This is a genomic window from Pseudomonas sp. PDM30, assembly GCF_019218985.1.
GTDB classification, from domain to species: Bacteria; Pseudomonadota; Gammaproteobacteria; order Pseudomonadales; family Pseudomonadaceae; genus Aquipseudomonas; species Aquipseudomonas jessenii.
In genome coordinates this window covers 420,722-434,095 of the sequence record NZ_JAHUWM010000004.1, presented here as the reverse complement: position 1 = coordinate 434,095, position 13,374 = coordinate 420,722, and the positions used below count along the sequence as shown (strand labels likewise).

14 protein-coding genes and 1 tRNA gene are annotated in these 13,374 nt (G+C 57.8%); 1 reads left to right on the top strand and 14 read right to left on the bottom strand.

Features of this window, described 5'->3' with window-relative positions:
* Nucleotides 1–133: 133 nt before the first annotated feature.
* Nucleotides 134–1,459 carry an MFS transporter gene (locus KW840_RS12525; RefSeq protein WP_218495294.1) on the bottom strand — a complete coding sequence of 442 codons (1,326 nt, stop codon included), beginning with the start codon at nucleotides 1,457–1,459 and terminating at the stop codon, nucleotides 134–136.
* Nucleotides 1,460–1,714: 255 nt separating this feature from the next.
* Here KW840_RS12525 and KW840_RS12520 point away from each other — a divergent pair, with 255 nt between their 5' ends.
* A complete protein-coding gene (locus KW840_RS12520; RefSeq protein ID WP_218495293.1) occupies nucleotides 1,715–2,755 on the top strand; it encodes an AraC family transcriptional regulator in 1,041 nt (346 codons plus the stop codon).
* Between the two features lie 654 nt (nucleotides 2,756–3,409).
* Here KW840_RS12520 and KW840_RS12515 read toward each other — a convergent pair.
* The 13 genes from KW840_RS12515 to KW840_RS12455 all read right to left on the bottom strand — a co-directional run bounded on the left by KW840_RS12515 (nucleotide 3,410) and on the right by KW840_RS12455 (nucleotide 13,372).
* On the bottom strand, nucleotides 3,410–4,636 hold the full coding sequence (locus KW840_RS12515) for an MFS transporter (protein ID WP_218495292.1): 1,227 nt from the start codon (nucleotides 4,634–4,636) through the stop codon (nucleotides 3,410–3,412).
* A gap of 150 nt (nucleotides 4,637–4,786) precedes the next feature.
* Nucleotides 4,787–5,368, bottom strand: a complete 582-nt coding sequence (locus tag KW840_RS12510) for a TetR/AcrR family transcriptional regulator (protein WP_218495291.1) — start codon at nucleotides 5,366–5,368, stop codon at nucleotides 4,787–4,789.
* Nucleotides 5,369–6,351: 983 nt separating this feature from the next.
* Complete coding sequence (locus KW840_RS12505; RefSeq protein ID WP_218495290.1) at nucleotides 6,352–8,157, bottom strand: DUF927 domain-containing protein; 1,806 nt, start codon at nucleotides 8,155–8,157, stop codon at nucleotides 6,352–6,354.
* The gene (locus KW840_RS12500) at nucleotides 8,144–9,106 is read right to left on the bottom strand and encodes a toprim domain-containing protein (protein ID WP_218495289.1); all 963 of its coding nucleotides are present in this window, start codon (nucleotides 9,104–9,106) and stop codon (nucleotides 8,144–8,146) included. The genes KW840_RS12505 and KW840_RS12500 overlap by 14 nt, the downstream gene beginning before the upstream one ends.
* Nucleotides 9,107–9,109: 3 nt before the next feature.
* Nucleotides 9,110–9,418, bottom strand: coding sequence for a hypothetical protein (locus KW840_RS12495; protein ID WP_218495288.1), 309 nt, complete (start codon nucleotides 9,416–9,418; stop codon nucleotides 9,110–9,112).
* Complete coding sequence (locus tag KW840_RS12490; RefSeq protein ID WP_218495287.1) at nucleotides 9,415–9,657, bottom strand: hypothetical protein; 243 nt, start codon at nucleotides 9,655–9,657, stop codon at nucleotides 9,415–9,417. Before KW840_RS12490 ends, KW840_RS12495 begins: the two co-directional genes overlap by 4 nt.
* Nucleotides 9,654–9,863, bottom strand: coding sequence for a hypothetical protein (locus KW840_RS12485; protein ID WP_218495286.1), 210 nt, complete (start codon nucleotides 9,861–9,863; stop codon nucleotides 9,654–9,656). The genes KW840_RS12490 and KW840_RS12485 overlap by 4 nt, the downstream gene beginning before the upstream one ends.
* A gap of 299 nt (nucleotides 9,864–10,162) precedes the next feature.
* The gene (locus KW840_RS12480; RefSeq protein ID WP_218495285.1) at nucleotides 10,163–10,639 is read right to left on the bottom strand and encodes a Rha family transcriptional regulator; all 477 of its coding nucleotides are present in this window, start codon (nucleotides 10,637–10,639) and stop codon (nucleotides 10,163–10,165) included.
* Nucleotides 10,636–10,929: a helix-turn-helix domain-containing protein gene (locus KW840_RS12475; protein WP_218495284.1), complete on the bottom strand. Its 294-nt coding sequence runs from the start codon at nucleotides 10,927–10,929 to the stop codon at nucleotides 10,636–10,638. Before KW840_RS12475 ends, KW840_RS12480 begins: the two co-directional genes overlap by 4 nt.
* The gene (locus tag KW840_RS12470; RefSeq protein ID WP_218495283.1) at nucleotides 10,930–11,154 is read right to left on the bottom strand and encodes an AlpA family transcriptional regulator; all 225 of its coding nucleotides are present in this window, start codon (nucleotides 11,152–11,154) and stop codon (nucleotides 10,930–10,932) included. It lies immediately after the preceding gene.
* 124 nt (nucleotides 11,155–11,278) lie between these two features.
* Complete coding sequence (locus KW840_RS12465; RefSeq protein ID WP_218495282.1) at nucleotides 11,279–11,902, bottom strand: hypothetical protein; 624 nt, start codon at nucleotides 11,900–11,902, stop codon at nucleotides 11,279–11,281.
* Nucleotides 11,899–13,122, bottom strand: a complete 1,224-nt coding sequence (locus tag KW840_RS12460) for an integrase arm-type DNA-binding domain-containing protein (protein ID WP_218495281.1) — start codon at nucleotides 13,120–13,122, stop codon at nucleotides 11,899–11,901. The genes KW840_RS12465 and KW840_RS12460 overlap by 4 nt, the downstream gene beginning before the upstream one ends.
* Nucleotides 13,123–13,296: 174 nt before the next feature.
* A tRNA-Phe gene (locus tag KW840_RS12455) sits at nucleotides 13,297–13,372 on the bottom strand.
* Nucleotides 13,373–13,374 lie beyond the last annotated feature (2 nt).

Sequence of the window (13,374 nt, the reverse complement as noted above, 5' to 3'; positions counted from 1 at the left end):
GTAGCGTTTTGGCGGGTCGTGAGCCCACCACCGTCATCTGCGGTGGGACTGCACATTCGGCACGTTGAAACTGAACCTGCGAGTGCTCCAGTTGGCGCTTGCCGATCCGGCACATCAATACGTAAACGACGACTCACAACTTCACCTCTATCCCGGCTTCACGGACAGGGTCAGGCACGCTCTGACCCTGAAGCCGGGCAATATCTTTGTGGTAATGACACTTGGCGTAAAAGAACACCGCGGCCGCCGCGAGGCTGACCAGTGGCACCAGTTGAAACGCGGCATGCAGACCGATCAGATCGGACACCCGGCCGGTGATGAACGGCCCCGGCGCCAGCCCGAGCAGGTTGTTGGCCAGGGTCAGTGTGGCGAACGCCGTACCGTGCACCGAGTAATGGGTCAGGTTGGCAACCATCGCACCGGCGGGGCCAGTGGTACCGGTGGCAATCAGCATGCCCAGGCAGATCAGCAGCAGTTGCACGGGCCCCGCCTGCAAGGCAAAAGCGGCGGACAACAGCAAACAGCTGCCCAGGCAAAAACCGATGGCCAAGGCGACCTTGCGTTCCGGCGAATGCCGACACAGGCGGTCGCTGAGCATGCCGCACAGAATCATTCCCACCCCGCTGCACAACACGATGAGCGCCGCCATGCCGCCGGCCTTGTCGGTGGGCATGTCGTAGTAACGGTTGAGGTAGCTGGGAATCCACACCATCACTGTACCGCCGACGAACAACTGCAAGCCGCTGCCGACGTAGGTCGCCACCACCGAGCGGCTGGACCAGAGTGTGCGCAACGGGCGTTTGACCGCGGCAGCGGTCTTGTTCGCAATCTGCGCGGCACGTTGTGGCGCAATGCGCGCTTCCTTGACGATGAGCGGGTACAACACCGCCAGGCACAGGCCGAACAGCGCCATGCCGGCGAACGACCAGCGCCAGCCCAGCTTGGCCGCGATCGCACCGCCCAACGCCATGCCCAGCACGGCGCCAAACAAGCCGCCGGCCATGAAAGCGCTGGTCAGGGTGGCGCGCATGTGTTTAGGAAACACCGATATCACCACCGCAATGCCCACGCTGCCGTAAGCGGCTTCGCCGACGCCGACCATGAACCGGGCGATGAACATCTGCTGGTAGTCCTGCGCCAGCGCGCATCCCAGGGTGGCCACACTCCACAGCAGCGCCATCAATGCCAGGCTCTTGACCCGGCCGAAGCGGTCGGCCAGCAACGACAGGGGAAACGTCAGCAAACCGACCATCAGGGCGACGATGCCACTGAGCAGGCCGAGCTGGCCGTCGCTCAGTATCCACTCGCTCTTGAGCAGGGGGAACACTGCGTTGAGCACTTGGCGTGACATGTAATCGGAAATCAACAGGCCGAACGTCAGGGCAAAGACGATCCAGGCATATTTACGCGCAACGCCGACTCCACCGGAGTCGTCGGCGGCGATTGGGTGAAAGGCCATGCAGCCTCCTCAATAGCTTTGTTTTATTGTTGTTATCAAGCGTGTAGCCGCTACGGCTTACGAAAGTGACTTCAATGCCCACACGCGTGAGCATCCCCATGACCAAGGGCCGTGCTGTTGAACCGCAGTAGGTTCTAGCGCGTATCCATTACCTTCCGCTCTCTATTTTCAGAAGCCTGAAGGTAGCTCTGACGACGCATCCTGCACTAAGCTTCGCAGGACACAATCTTGCGAAATTGGGACAGGAGGGAAAGCATGTATACCCTGACGCGGAGTGCCAGCCTTACCAACTATGAACAGATTGCCCGTTCAGTGGGGCTCGATCCATTTCGTATGCTGCGGATGGCCAAGCTGCCGGCCAGTGCCCTCGACGATCCGAATATCATGATCAGTAGCGATTCGGTCGGGTGGCTGCTGGAGGAGTCAGCTCGATTGTCCGGCCAAGAGGCTTTCGGCCTGATGCTCGCCGAAAAGAGACACCTTTCCAACTTTGGCATGCTGGCGCTGCTTATCCGCGAAGAGCCGACACTACGCGCCGCCTTGCAATCTTGCTTTCGCTATACGCGACTGCATAACGCCGGTGTGCAATTGTGGCTTGAGGATGTAGGCGATCTGACCCTATTGCATTTGGGTGTGAACATGCAGGGCCATCATGGCGTTTGGCGCCAGGCGATTGAACAAGCAACCGGAATTATCCTGCGCACGTTGTGCATTCTGAGCGGCTATACCTTCCGGCCGGTAAGGATCAGTTTTACTCACGAGCCCCCCTCCAGCCTTGAAGTACACCACCGTGTGTTGGGAACCGCGATCAAGTTCTCTCAGGAGTTCAATGCCATCGTTTGCCGCGGGCGTGATTTGGATATGGCCATACCTGAGGCGGACCCGGCGCTGCATCGCGAAGTGAAACGATCGCTGGACATGCAATTGGCTAACCTGCGCGACGAGCCGACGCAGCGGGTACGCCAGATCGTCAAGATGCTGCTGCCAAGCGGACTGTGTTCTGTCGATGCAGTTGCCCAGCATCTTGGCATGCATCGACGCACCCTTAACCGACACCTGGCAACTGAGGGTGAAAGTGTCACAACGATTATCAACGCTGTACGGGCTGAACTCGCCGAAGAGTATCTGGCCAACAGCAAACGCCGATTATATGAGGTGGCCGAACTGCTCGGCTTTTCCTCGGCTGGTGATTTTTCACGCTGGTTCCGCAGCCAGTTTGGCAAGACACCTTCGAATTGGGCAGCTTCCTATCGAGAGAGCAAGGCGCCCCCCGAGCCCCGCCGCCTGAAAAAATAGAAGGAGAGATTCAAGGGCGACTGACAAGCCTGTTGGCCGACCAACCTGCCTGAACCTGTCATTTCTTCGACGCGGCCATTATCGGCAAAAAATCCTACACAAGTGAAACGCCCCAGAATCCAGAGACGCTTCTGAGCGTCTCCTTTGGGTCGGTTTCAGCCGGTCGTGAAAGGCAGAGAGCGGCCAGAAGCGGACGTTTATCTATCTCGTGAGCGGTGGCCCTTGCGGCAAGAGCTTGGCCCCAGCGCCTCAGGTTCTGCACCGTTGAGCTAGAACAGGATTTACCCCTAGCTTTGGCTGTTTCTTTCGAGCGCTTATCTAGAGCGCTCCTCCATGCCGCTAACCTCTCGATATCCGCCTCCAATTCGTCAGGTTCTGGTATGGGAAGCCTTCCAACGTGCGTTGCCGCGTCATGCTCAAACTTGGAGCTCTTGGATATCGATATGGCTAGCCTGAGTCGTTGCGATGTACAGGCCAGCTAAACCCATAGGGGGCGGGGCTTGCAGTGAGCGACTAAACAACAACCAACCACCGAAAAAAGGTCATATATACCGAAGACGCGGGGCCCGAATTACCCCCTAGGCCCACCCCCTCGGGAGGACCCGTTGAAATTTCCCAGCGTGCCGGCGCTCTCCTATCGGGCCATTGAGCACATTATTGCGTGATGGCTCGATGACCAGGCTTGAAACCATTGGCCCTGGCTTGCCAAACCACAGTCAGCCCGAGCAACGCCAATATCAGAAGTGTTGGAGGGAAAGAGTTCGGCCCCACATGTTCCAGTAACAAGCCGCCAGCAATGCCACCTCCGGCTACTGCCAGGTTGAAAATGGTGACCAGCATCGACTGCGCAACATCGGCGCCATCACCAGCGGTATCGGCAATGGCCGTCTGTAATAGTGTGGGAGCGCCACCGAACGTCAGACCCCAGATCGCGATGCTGAGGAGCACAACGTTGGGAGAGCTGCTTGCCATTCCCAACACCAGCATCGCCAGCGCGAAAACCACCAGACTCAGGAGCGTCAGCGCACGCAACCCACGATCCACCCACATTCCTGTGACCCCGATGCCGACGATAGAGGTAATACCGAAGAGCATAAGGACGAGGTCTATCCGCTGGCCAAGCCCCACGGAGACTAAGAACGGCGCGATATAGGTGTAAAGAATGTTGTGCGCGAGCATCCAAACGAAGATCACAACCAATATCGAGCGCAGGCCAGGGGTAAGAAAAATACTTCGGAGCGGCTGGCGCTGACGTTCAGTTTGTCCCGGGTAGTCAGGCACACCAAATCGCACCCAAACGAACAAAAACAATGCGAGGGCTGACATGATCCAGAACACGCCACGCCAATCAAATAGGGTCCCCAGCCAAGTGCCGAGGGGTACGCCAAGACACAAGGCCACGGGTTGGCCGATACCGACAATCGCCAGGGTTTTCCCTTGGAGATCATGAGGCACCATGCGTCGTGCATAACCGGCCAACAGTCCCCATATCACGCCCGCCGCCATTCCGGCGATAAACCGCGCGGCCAAGGTCAACACATAGTGGGAGGACAACGCCGTCACAGTGTTGAATACCAGCAGCCCGGCAATTGCCAGCAGAAACAACGGTCTCCTATGCCATTTCCGCGTAGCAGCAACGACTGGAATCGCCGCCAGAACCGAGCCCAACGCATAGAGCGTAATTAACTGGCCAGCCATGGCCTGCGAGACGCCAAGATCCTGTCCAATCAGAGGCAGCAGACCTGCTGGCATGGTTTCCGTCATGATGGTGATGAAGCCAGCCACCGTGAATGCCAACAGTTTCCAGAGGGGCAGTCTTTGCACAGAAGACGTTTCATCAAGACCCGGTGCTATCAATCCATTGTTTCCGTGCGTGCTCATTGTTGTATCCCTGAGAAAGAGTTCATGTCCTATTCCTAATCAACCGTCCGAGGTTGCTTTGATCTTTCTGGAATGATCATTCCAGTACTAGGCAAAAAAATCTGACCTCTGCCAGATTTTCACTCGAAGTATTCCAACATCCCGTTTTGGTTACAAAGCGTCCATCGTGATATCGACCACGTCCAACAGGCGTTGTCGACGGTTCTGGTGAGCACTGCCTTTACTCAATACTCGCAGGCCCTGAATCGTGTTCACGATAAAGCGTGCGAGCGCGCGAGGTTTCTTGTGCGCAAGAATTTCCCCAGTTTTCTGGCCACGAGTGAGTGCTTGCTCTAAAGCTTTCTCCAGACGGAGGAAGTTGAGAGAGACCAACTCGGCAATGGATTTGTCTTGGCCAGCCAGCTCAAGTGAGGCATTGGCGGCAAGGCAGCCGCGTGCCCCTGTATCGCTGAGCTCATCATTCACAATCCTCAGCAGCAGTTGCTGGATCAACGCTTTGACGGAGCCTGATTCCTGAAGCAACGCTATGTTCGAGGCAGTCAGATCGTGATAACGGCGTAATACATGCTCGTACAAGCCATGCTTATTCTCAAATGCGTTGTACAGGCTGCTTCGAGATAATCCTGTACCGTCGACCAGGTCCTGTATCGAGGTGGCGCAATAGCCGAGCTGCCAAAAAACCTGCATAGCTGCATCGACGATTTCATCCTGCTCAAATTCTTTGGTGCGCATTGGAGCAGCCTTTCTGGAATGACCATTCCAGAAAAATACTGACTTCCTTCGCGCTCGTCAAGGATGGCCCCCACTGAGGGTACGAGGGCATGACTGGGAAACCGGACTGGCTATGAGAGGAGATGCATCGAAGCCCTGCCGGGGTGCAGGAAATGCACCCCGTTGGCATGCCGCAAAAGTGCGCGATCGCGCTCTTCGTTTTGAATTGGTGGGTTCACGGCTCTAACGATGGGTTAACGATTACACCGTTACCTTTCCGTTAGCTGTTCGTTCGGTAGCGGTGAGATAAAGGCAGGCCGTGAGTCTTTTCATCGATTTGAATCCTCTTATAAGATTAATTTCGGTTTTCGGCTCTAGGCCTGACACAGCGCTGTCTTCGGCGCTTTTGGTCTTGCCGGGCATCTTGCTCCTGTCTTGCTCTGCAATGGGCTTTTTCCATGGATTGCCGGGTCGCTGAAACGGTCCCCGTTACCATTTTCAAACCTCGGCATTAACAAATTGTTGAGTCGACTCGCAGACCCCGCCGTTCGTGGTTTGCAGGTTGTTTTGTGAATCTTGCAATCTAACGCCTGTCCACCTGCGCCATGACCGAATTGAACCCCTATCTAACGGCATTAATGAAAAAACCGCCGTCTGGTCACCTCGTTGAATGACTGCCGGCGCGACTGCTCAATGGGTCGGTGTTGGTGGCGTGTACAAATGAAAAGGCCGCCAGGGGTGAACCCAGCGGCCTACGGTCTCCAAAAAAGTAATGAGTGAGGTAAATCGACGGCTGGCCACGCCCTATGTGCCGAACACCTCCCACCAGGTCGCTGGGCAGAGGCAGGGTCGTTTATAGAAAAACAGGTGTGTGTTCCCCCTGTTCCCCAACATCTCTATAAGGGGGAACGCGCCAAGGCCCCGGAAACATTGGCTGTTCCCACTGTTCCCCGTGTTCCCCACAAAACTAGGTTCCTGTGAAGTCGGCCATTGGGATTGAGTGGTCATACATGGGCGGCCTCCAGGTCCATGGCTTCGGTATCGACGACATACAGGCGCGCTGACCCGCCACCGGGCAGGCGATATTTTTTGGTCTTGCGACTGTCTCGGTCGGTGTCGCGCTTGGCGAAAGCGCCCACCCCGTCCAGCGCCTTAACCACACGACTGAGGCCGTAACCGTTGGCGGCCTCGACCAGCGCCGACTTGTTGAACAGGTACAGGCGTTTACCGAGGGATACCTCCCAGTAACCGGCCCGGTTGAACACCTTGGAGTCGGGTGTGTGGTCATCCACGTCGGAGAAACGGCTGCTGCCGTGCTTGTCGATAAAGTCGAGGATGCCAGCGAGGATCTGTCGGTCTTCGGCATTGCCGCTGCCGACCCGCGCCAGCCACTCGCCATACAGCAACTGGCAGTCGGTCAGGGCGCTGCCCGGTGCCCAAGGCAACAGGCCATAGGCGATGGCCATTTCCCCGGCGAGCGCGATCACGGCGAAGCGGTCAGCGACCCGGCCGGCCTGTGCGTTGTCCTCGACGAACTTGGCGCGCACGTTGGCGAAGTTTTCCAGCAGGCCGGGGCGGTCGTCGCTGGCGAGCAGTTGCTCAACGAACGCGGACCCCAGGTGACCATGGTGGGCACCCACGGCCACTGTGAGCAGGCGGTGAAAGTCGGCACCTTCGAGGCCGTGCAACTCATCGAAGGCGCGGTGGGCGCGAGTGCCGGCGTTCACATCGACCATGCGCAGTTCAGCACCGGCGTGGGCGGCGTTGCCAGAAATGGCGGCGTGCTCAGACAGGGAGCGCTCACCACTGGACAAGGTGAGCAGGCGCCAGCTCAGTTTGGCCCGACCTTCGCGCTCACGGGTCATGGTGCCCTTGCCCTGACCGTTGGCCAGCGAGTAAGCCATCTCCTGAACACGCTTAGGATCGGCACGCTTGATTTCGTCCAGCGGCAACAGGGTGTCATTGCGCCCGGCCGCCTCGATCTCCAAGCCTCCCTTGGTCATGTCCCAACTGGCGGCGAACACGCCGGGGTCACCCCACACCGACGAGCCAATTAACTGTGCCAACGACTTGCCGCTGGAACTGTCGCCCACCAGGTGCACGCCGCCACCGAGTACGCCAACTAGACTCAGCAGTGGTCCGGCCAGCGCGCAGCCAATCGCCAACGTCAGCACCGGATTGCCCGCGCACTTGGCGGCAACTTCGCGTTGCCAGAGCGCCAGCTCGCCGCGCACGCTGAACAGGTTCTGGCCTTTGCCGCTGGCCTGATAACGCACCTTGTCGCTGCCGAGGGTGCGCCCAGGCAAAACAAAGGCGCCCGACTCATGCCAGCCCGGGCGGCCCGTGGTGGCGAACACTTCTTCGGGGCGCTGCTCCAGCAGGTACTCCATGAAGGCGGCGCGCTTTTTCAGCGCGATGATGACGCCCATGCCGAACAACTGGCGGCGGGCATCCTCGCCACTGCCGCCGAACACCTCCATGGGAATGATCCATTCCTTGATGCCGCTGTCGGTGCACAGACGCAGCAAACGTCCCTCGCTGCCGTCATCGCTGTTGGTTGTCCGCGCTGTGACGGTCACCGGGCTGGCGATCCATTCATCGATGATCGGGCGATCATTGGTGTCGTTGTCGGCGTCGTCTTCATCTTGGCCCGCTGCGCGCTTGATCCCGTGGCGGTACACACCCGGGCGCAACTTGCGGCCCTTCTCATTGGTGACCCACTGTTCGTACACGGCCCAGCAGGGGCGCTCAGGCGCAATGGTCGGCGCATCAGGCCGAAGGCTGATGACGTTGCTGTCAGGCAGGGACATGGGCGCGCTTCCAATTGGCGAGGTCGTTGAAGTCGGTGAGGTCGGCAGGGGCGTCTTCTGGCCACTGTGGGAACGCGACTTGGCCACCCACGAGCGCGGCGGCGGCATTGGCGGCGGTGCGCCCGGGATTGCCATCGGTGAGCCGGTCGTCGTCGCCGGCGATGAGGATTGGCTGTTGTGGGTAGCGGGAGCGCAGGGCGAGCGCTACGGGTTTGAGGTTGCCGCTGTTCATGGCGCAGGCCACGGCGTAGCCGTGCTGGTGCAGCGTGGCGCCCGTGGCCCAACCTTCACAGATGCACAGCGGTTGGCCCGGGACGATAATGCCCAGCGGCGAATAGCTGCCCTTGATCCGGCCACCCGCGAGAAAGCGTTTGCTGCCATCGCGAGCAATACGCTGCAGGTTGACCAGCTCGCCTGCCACATACAGCGGCACCAGCAAGGCGTCACCACTCTGACGCAGGCCATGCGGACGGACGCCCTTGGCGACAAGGTACGGGTGAGATGGGTCAGCGCGCCGCGCATCGCGCCACCAACGCTGAGCGCGGATCGCTGCCTTAAACTGGCGCTGTTGCCGCTCGGCTTCGCGTAGGCGTTTGGCTTGCTCGACGTACTGGCGCACTTGTTCGGCTTCACGCGGATCGGCAGGTTCACGGCTGCACCAGGTGCTGGTGCAGCCCGCTTTCCAGCTGCCAAACGCGCCCGACGCAATGCCGTCCAGGTACAAAACATACCAGCCGTTTTCGCTGCCCGGTTTGTCGCCGGGAACGTGGAAGCGATGAATCAAACCGTCTGGCTCTGGCTGCCAATCGAGCGGGCCATAAACGGACTGAAGTGCGTCACGAAACAGGACCGGCACAGCCTTGTGATGGGTGACACCAGACTGCTCGATGACATTCTTCAGGCAAGCCGAGGGCGTCACCGCCGATTGGCAGTGTTGAAAGTTCGTCATGAGTTAGCCCCTCAGATCAGAGTGGCAGCGAAACATCTGCTGGCTGGTTTCACCGCGCACAGAGGCACGCCCGAACAACGTTTTGTTGGTGGAATAGCAATCCGCTAACCAACGGTCATGATCCCCGGCAGACCCGACTTCTTGCTCTTTCACCCAATGCGGCAACTCACCACGGCAGCGCATTTCGTTGAGCATCGTCCACCAGTGGGAAGCGTGATTGCGCTCGACTTCAATGAGGTCGATTAGCGTGCGGCGCTGTTCGTTGTTCAGGCTGACTATCGGTGAATCAGGCGTGCAGTTGAGGGTATTCATAGCGACACCTCGACCACATCCAGCTGACCGCGCAAGCGCTTGGATTGCCCGTCCAGATAGTGGTCCCAATCGCTGCTCAGGTACTGGCCCAAGCCGGTCAATTTTTCGAGGTCACGGCCCTTGTTGTATTGCGCGTCGGCACGAATGGCCGTCATCAGGGCAGTCAGCCAGCCGATGTGATCGGTGGTGGCATCAATCAGGTCGAGAGCGTCGTCGGTGATTTGGCGGAGGTTGTTCATTGCGTCACCCCGTCGCTCAGAGACGTGGCAAGCGTGGCGCGGTCGGTGCTGCTGAGTGCGCCGAGGGTATCGGCCATCTGCACCAGGCCAAGAAGGTGGGCGCGTTGCTCGGGCAAGCGGTTGACGCGATAGGCGATCAGTTCGGCGCCGATGATGGCGATGGCCAGGCTGTTGCTGGACGGATTGAGGGCGTGGATCCGTTGCATGGGTGTAGCTCCTTTTGCTGAGGAGCCACCGCTATCTGCCGCCAAGCAGGAAAGGGTGGCGAGTTGCACAGGATTGGCGGATCGGGGCAAAAGGAACCCGACGCACCCGAAGGTGCTCCTGCGCAACCCGCCATAACACGAGAATGCGGGCACAAAAAAAGCGCCTGCAATCGTAATGGGGGCGCTGTTGCGCCTTTTGCTCATCGACCCGCCAAGGTCGGTCACTGATTTTGCAGCGACGGACAAACCATAACGCTTACGGGAATGCATCGCAAGGGGAAGAAATGCTTGTGCAGTAATCATGGGCGCACATCCTCCAGCCCGAAAGTGAGCTGCAGTTGCTCCCGCAAGTGCGCGACATGCTGGTAAGCCCCAGGCTTTTCATAACGCCAGTGGGCCAGCCGTCGACCACTCTGGCTTGCTTCCCGTATGCGAGCCTCCAGCGTTTGGCAGGCCATGCCATAACGTGCTTCGCGAAACGCCATGACCAGACTCGACTTCAGCTCTACAACGCGCTCGGTGTTCCGTGACAGGGCGAGCAGGAAGTACGCCTGATCCTCGTTGAGCAGGGCATATCGCTGATGTTTTGCACCGCGAGCGCCTGGCGTTTTCACTGCCTCCGTTTGAAAAGGAAGCAGTCCAAATTGCTGAATCTTGCCGGCGTAGCGCTCGATCAGCTCCATGGTGTTTTTGTGTTGAATGCCCAGCCGCTCAGCAAGCACACGACTGTCGGCACGAGCCTCGCATTGGGACTGGATCAGGGCAATTGCGCTCATGCTGCCACCCTCCGTGCCGGCTCGCCGATAAGGGTGTACTGCGCGATATTGCTGTGGGAGCGGCGGTGCTCGTCAGTGATCGTGATGCGCTGGGTGTGGAATATGTAACCTTGGTTTTTCAGTTCTTTGATGCGTGAAGCAGGCATCAAAATATTGAGGTCGCGGCGGGCAGTAAGGGTGTCGATTGGGCCGCGGTTTCGCAACCATTCGAGTAACGAACGCCGCTGTGCCGAAAGGCTGTTTTCATTAAGGTGCAGTTTGTTCTGGTTGTCCTGTTTTGTGCCGGACATTTAGGCGGCCTCCCCACGACTTTCGGCGATGCGCTCATCACACCAGGCCAGAACCTCGGCTTCGATCCAGACGACACACTTGGGGCCGAGGCTGACTTGCTTTGGGAAGGTATCGGCAGCGATGCGACGATAAATTTCCGTGCACGACAGACCAGTAATCGATTCCACTTCTTGACGCTTGATAAACCGCCGAGCGGGTGTGGGGGTATTGGTAGCGTTTGCCATCGTCTGTGCCTCCTAGGGCGGTATTGGTAATCGACGATGGCAATGCTGGCGGTTCTGACTGGTTGAAAAAATTCAGTAGATGTTACGGGCAATGGATTATCCGTAGCGGAAATACTGTTATCCGTTACGCAGAACGCTTTTTCGTGCGACCTTTTGCGCGTGCGTGCTCAGGTGCAACACTCCGGATCCACACTTTCACACGCTCTACGTTTTGCGGGAGGTATTGTGAAAAGCCTTCGTCCACAAGCTGGCTCCAAACGCGATTCGCCATCTCGCTTGTTCTTATCTCTTTGTTAGTGTCGGCAGCCCACTTGTCGTTTGCGATAATTTTTGCCCTTTTGATGACGACCGATTTTTCATTGTTTGCATCTAGCAATGGTTTTATTCGTAGTCGCTCAGATTTTATTGATATGGATGCTGAGCAACTCTGTGATCTAAGTAATGCCAGAAATAGCGGGATTAAGCTTTTGCGTATATTTTCTGAAATTACTTCGTCACCTTCCGATGCATCTTCTAAGCTCTGAAAAGCCATGCCAATAAAGTCGTTGTTTGAACTGTTTTCTTCTTCTGTAATTAGAGTTCTTGCTAGAGTGTTTAGGTCTCCAAAAGTTGGAGCTTCGCCGGAGTTAAGTGCTTTTGATAGGGATTCAATTGCAGAGTTGAATTTTGGGAAGAATTTTTTCCATGTGGAAGTTAATTGGTCAACTTCTAAATCTGCAGTGACTATGGGGGCTGGATTGCTAGTCATTGCGCTCTCCGAATTGAAACCACATCCGCCCCGGCGCATAGCGCATCGATTGAGTCAGCCCAGTCTTGCATCATTGCCCGGCGCTGCTCCAGATAGTTGGCGTGGTTGTAGGTATCGCGAATGCCGTCGGAGTCACCGTGAGCCAGTTGGCGTTCGATCCAGTCCTTGTTGTACCCGCGTCCGTTGAGCTCAGTGGACAGTAGATGGCGGAACCCGTGGCCGGTCTGACGACTCTCGTAACCCATTACGCGCAGTGCTTTGTTGATTGTGTTCTCGCTCATGGGGCGGTCGGGGTTTTGTTGACCGGCAAACACAAGCGGATATTTGCCTGTGATCGGTTGAAGCAGGCGCAGGATCTCAACGGCCTGTTTTGGTAGGGGGACGGAGTGCGAGCGGCGGGCCTTCATACGCTCCTTGGGGATTGTCCAGGTCGCAGCGTCCAAGTCGAACTCTGCCCAAGGCGCAGTTCGCAACTCCCCAGGTCGAACTGCGGTAAGCACCAGTAGGCGAATGGCGCAGCGGGTCAGCAAATTAATGTTGGCGCTGTCGCACTTGGTCAGCAGTTCGGGCAACTCGGACATGGCGACGTGAGGATGGTGGCGGGGCGCTTTCGTGGGAGCGGCCACCACGTCCAGATCGGTGGCGGGGTTCGACTCCACGACACCCTTGGCCAACCCATAGCGGAATATCTGGTGCAGCCACTGGCGGATCTTTCCGGCGGCGTTCAAGGTCCCTCTCGCCTCGACCCTGCGCACCAGCTCCACCAGATCGGGCCGGGTGATGCTTTTCAGCGTTCGAGAACCGATACCGGGGATCAAATCATTCTCTAGGTAGAGCTTCGCCTTGTAGGTGGTGCTTTCTGCCCAGCGGGGTGCGTTATAGGCAAACCACTCCCGCGCAAGCGTTTCAAATGTCAGTCCATCCACCTTCTGTGCTCGCCTGGTGGATTTTCGTTCATGCGATGGGTCTTTGCCCTCTGAAATCAGCTGTCGTGCCTCAGATCGCTTTTTGCGAGCTTGCACCAATGTCACTTCCGGGTATGAGCCAAATGCCAATCGGTTTTCTTTGCCAAGATGACGATATTTGAGGCGCCAGAGCTTTGAGCCGGTAGGCATGATTTCGAGATACAGGCCTTCGCCGTCGGCAAGCTTGTAAGGCTTCTCTTTGGGCTTGGCTGCTTTGAGAGCGGAATCGCTCAGGGGCGTGACTTTCAGGGCCATGGAGCACCATTTTGGGGGCATGCGAGATGACCGAACCGGTCATGCCCCCAACTCTGCCCCCAAAACTTCGGGCTGCCTAGGTCAGTTTGGGCAACCATAGACAACAAAAAGCCCGCACTAGGCGGGCTTCTTGTGGGCTTTCGGGTGGTTTTGGCACCACCTGAAATTAATTAGTGGTGCCCAGAGACGGAATCGAACCGCCGACACGGGGATTTTCAATCCCCTGCTCTACCGACTGAGCTATCTGGGCAA

Bases quoted from the DNA above. Each gene is read 5' to 3' on its own strand.
- KW840_RS12500 (WP_218495289.1), bottom strand. From the start codon at position 9,106: ATGACGAACTTTCAACACTGCCAATCGGCGGTGACGCCCTCGGCTTGC.
- KW840_RS12485 (WP_218495286.1), bottom strand. From the start codon at position 9,863: ATGCAACGGATCCACGCCCTCAATCCGTCCAGCAACAGCCTGGCCATC.
- KW840_RS12465 (WP_218495282.1), bottom strand. From the start codon at position 11,902: ATGACTAGCAATCCAGCCCCCATAGTCACTGCAGATTTAGAAGTTGAC.
- KW840_RS12505 (WP_218495290.1), bottom strand. From the start codon at position 8,157: ATGTCCCTGCCTGACAGCAACGTCATCAGCCTTCGGCCTGATGCGCCG.
- KW840_RS12510 (WP_218495291.1), bottom strand. From the start codon at position 5,368: ATGCGCACCAAAGAATTTGAGCAGGATGAAATCGTCGATGCAGCTATG.
- KW840_RS12490 (WP_218495287.1), bottom strand. From the start codon at position 9,657: ATGAACAACCTCCGCCAAATCACCGACGACGCTCTCGACCTGATTGAT.
- KW840_RS12525 (WP_218495294.1), bottom strand. From the start codon at position 1,459: ATGGCCTTTCACCCAATCGCCGCCGACGACTCCGGTGGAGTCGGCGTT.
- KW840_RS12520 (WP_218495293.1), top strand. From the start codon at position 1,715: ATGTATACCCTGACGCGGAGTGCCAGCCTTACCAACTATGAACAGATT.
- KW840_RS12495 (WP_218495288.1), bottom strand. From the start codon at position 9,418: ATGAATACCCTCAACTGCACGCCTGATTCACCGATAGTCAGCCTGAAC.
- KW840_RS12515 (WP_218495292.1), bottom strand. From the start codon at position 4,636: ATGAGCACGCACGGAAACAATGGATTGATAGCACCGGGTCTTGATGAA.
- KW840_RS12470 (WP_218495283.1), bottom strand. From the start codon at position 11,154: ATGGCAAACGCTACCAATACCCCCACACCCGCTCGGCGGTTTATCAAG.
- KW840_RS12475 (WP_218495284.1), bottom strand. From the start codon at position 10,929: ATGTCCGGCACAAAACAGGACAACCAGAACAAACTGCACCTTAATGAA.
- KW840_RS12460 (WP_218495281.1), bottom strand. From the start codon at position 13,122: ATGGCCCTGAAAGTCACGCCCCTGAGCGATTCCGCTCTCAAAGCAGCC.
- KW840_RS12480 (WP_218495285.1), bottom strand. From the start codon at position 10,639: ATGAGCGCAATTGCCCTGATCCAGTCCCAATGCGAGGCTCGTGCCGAC.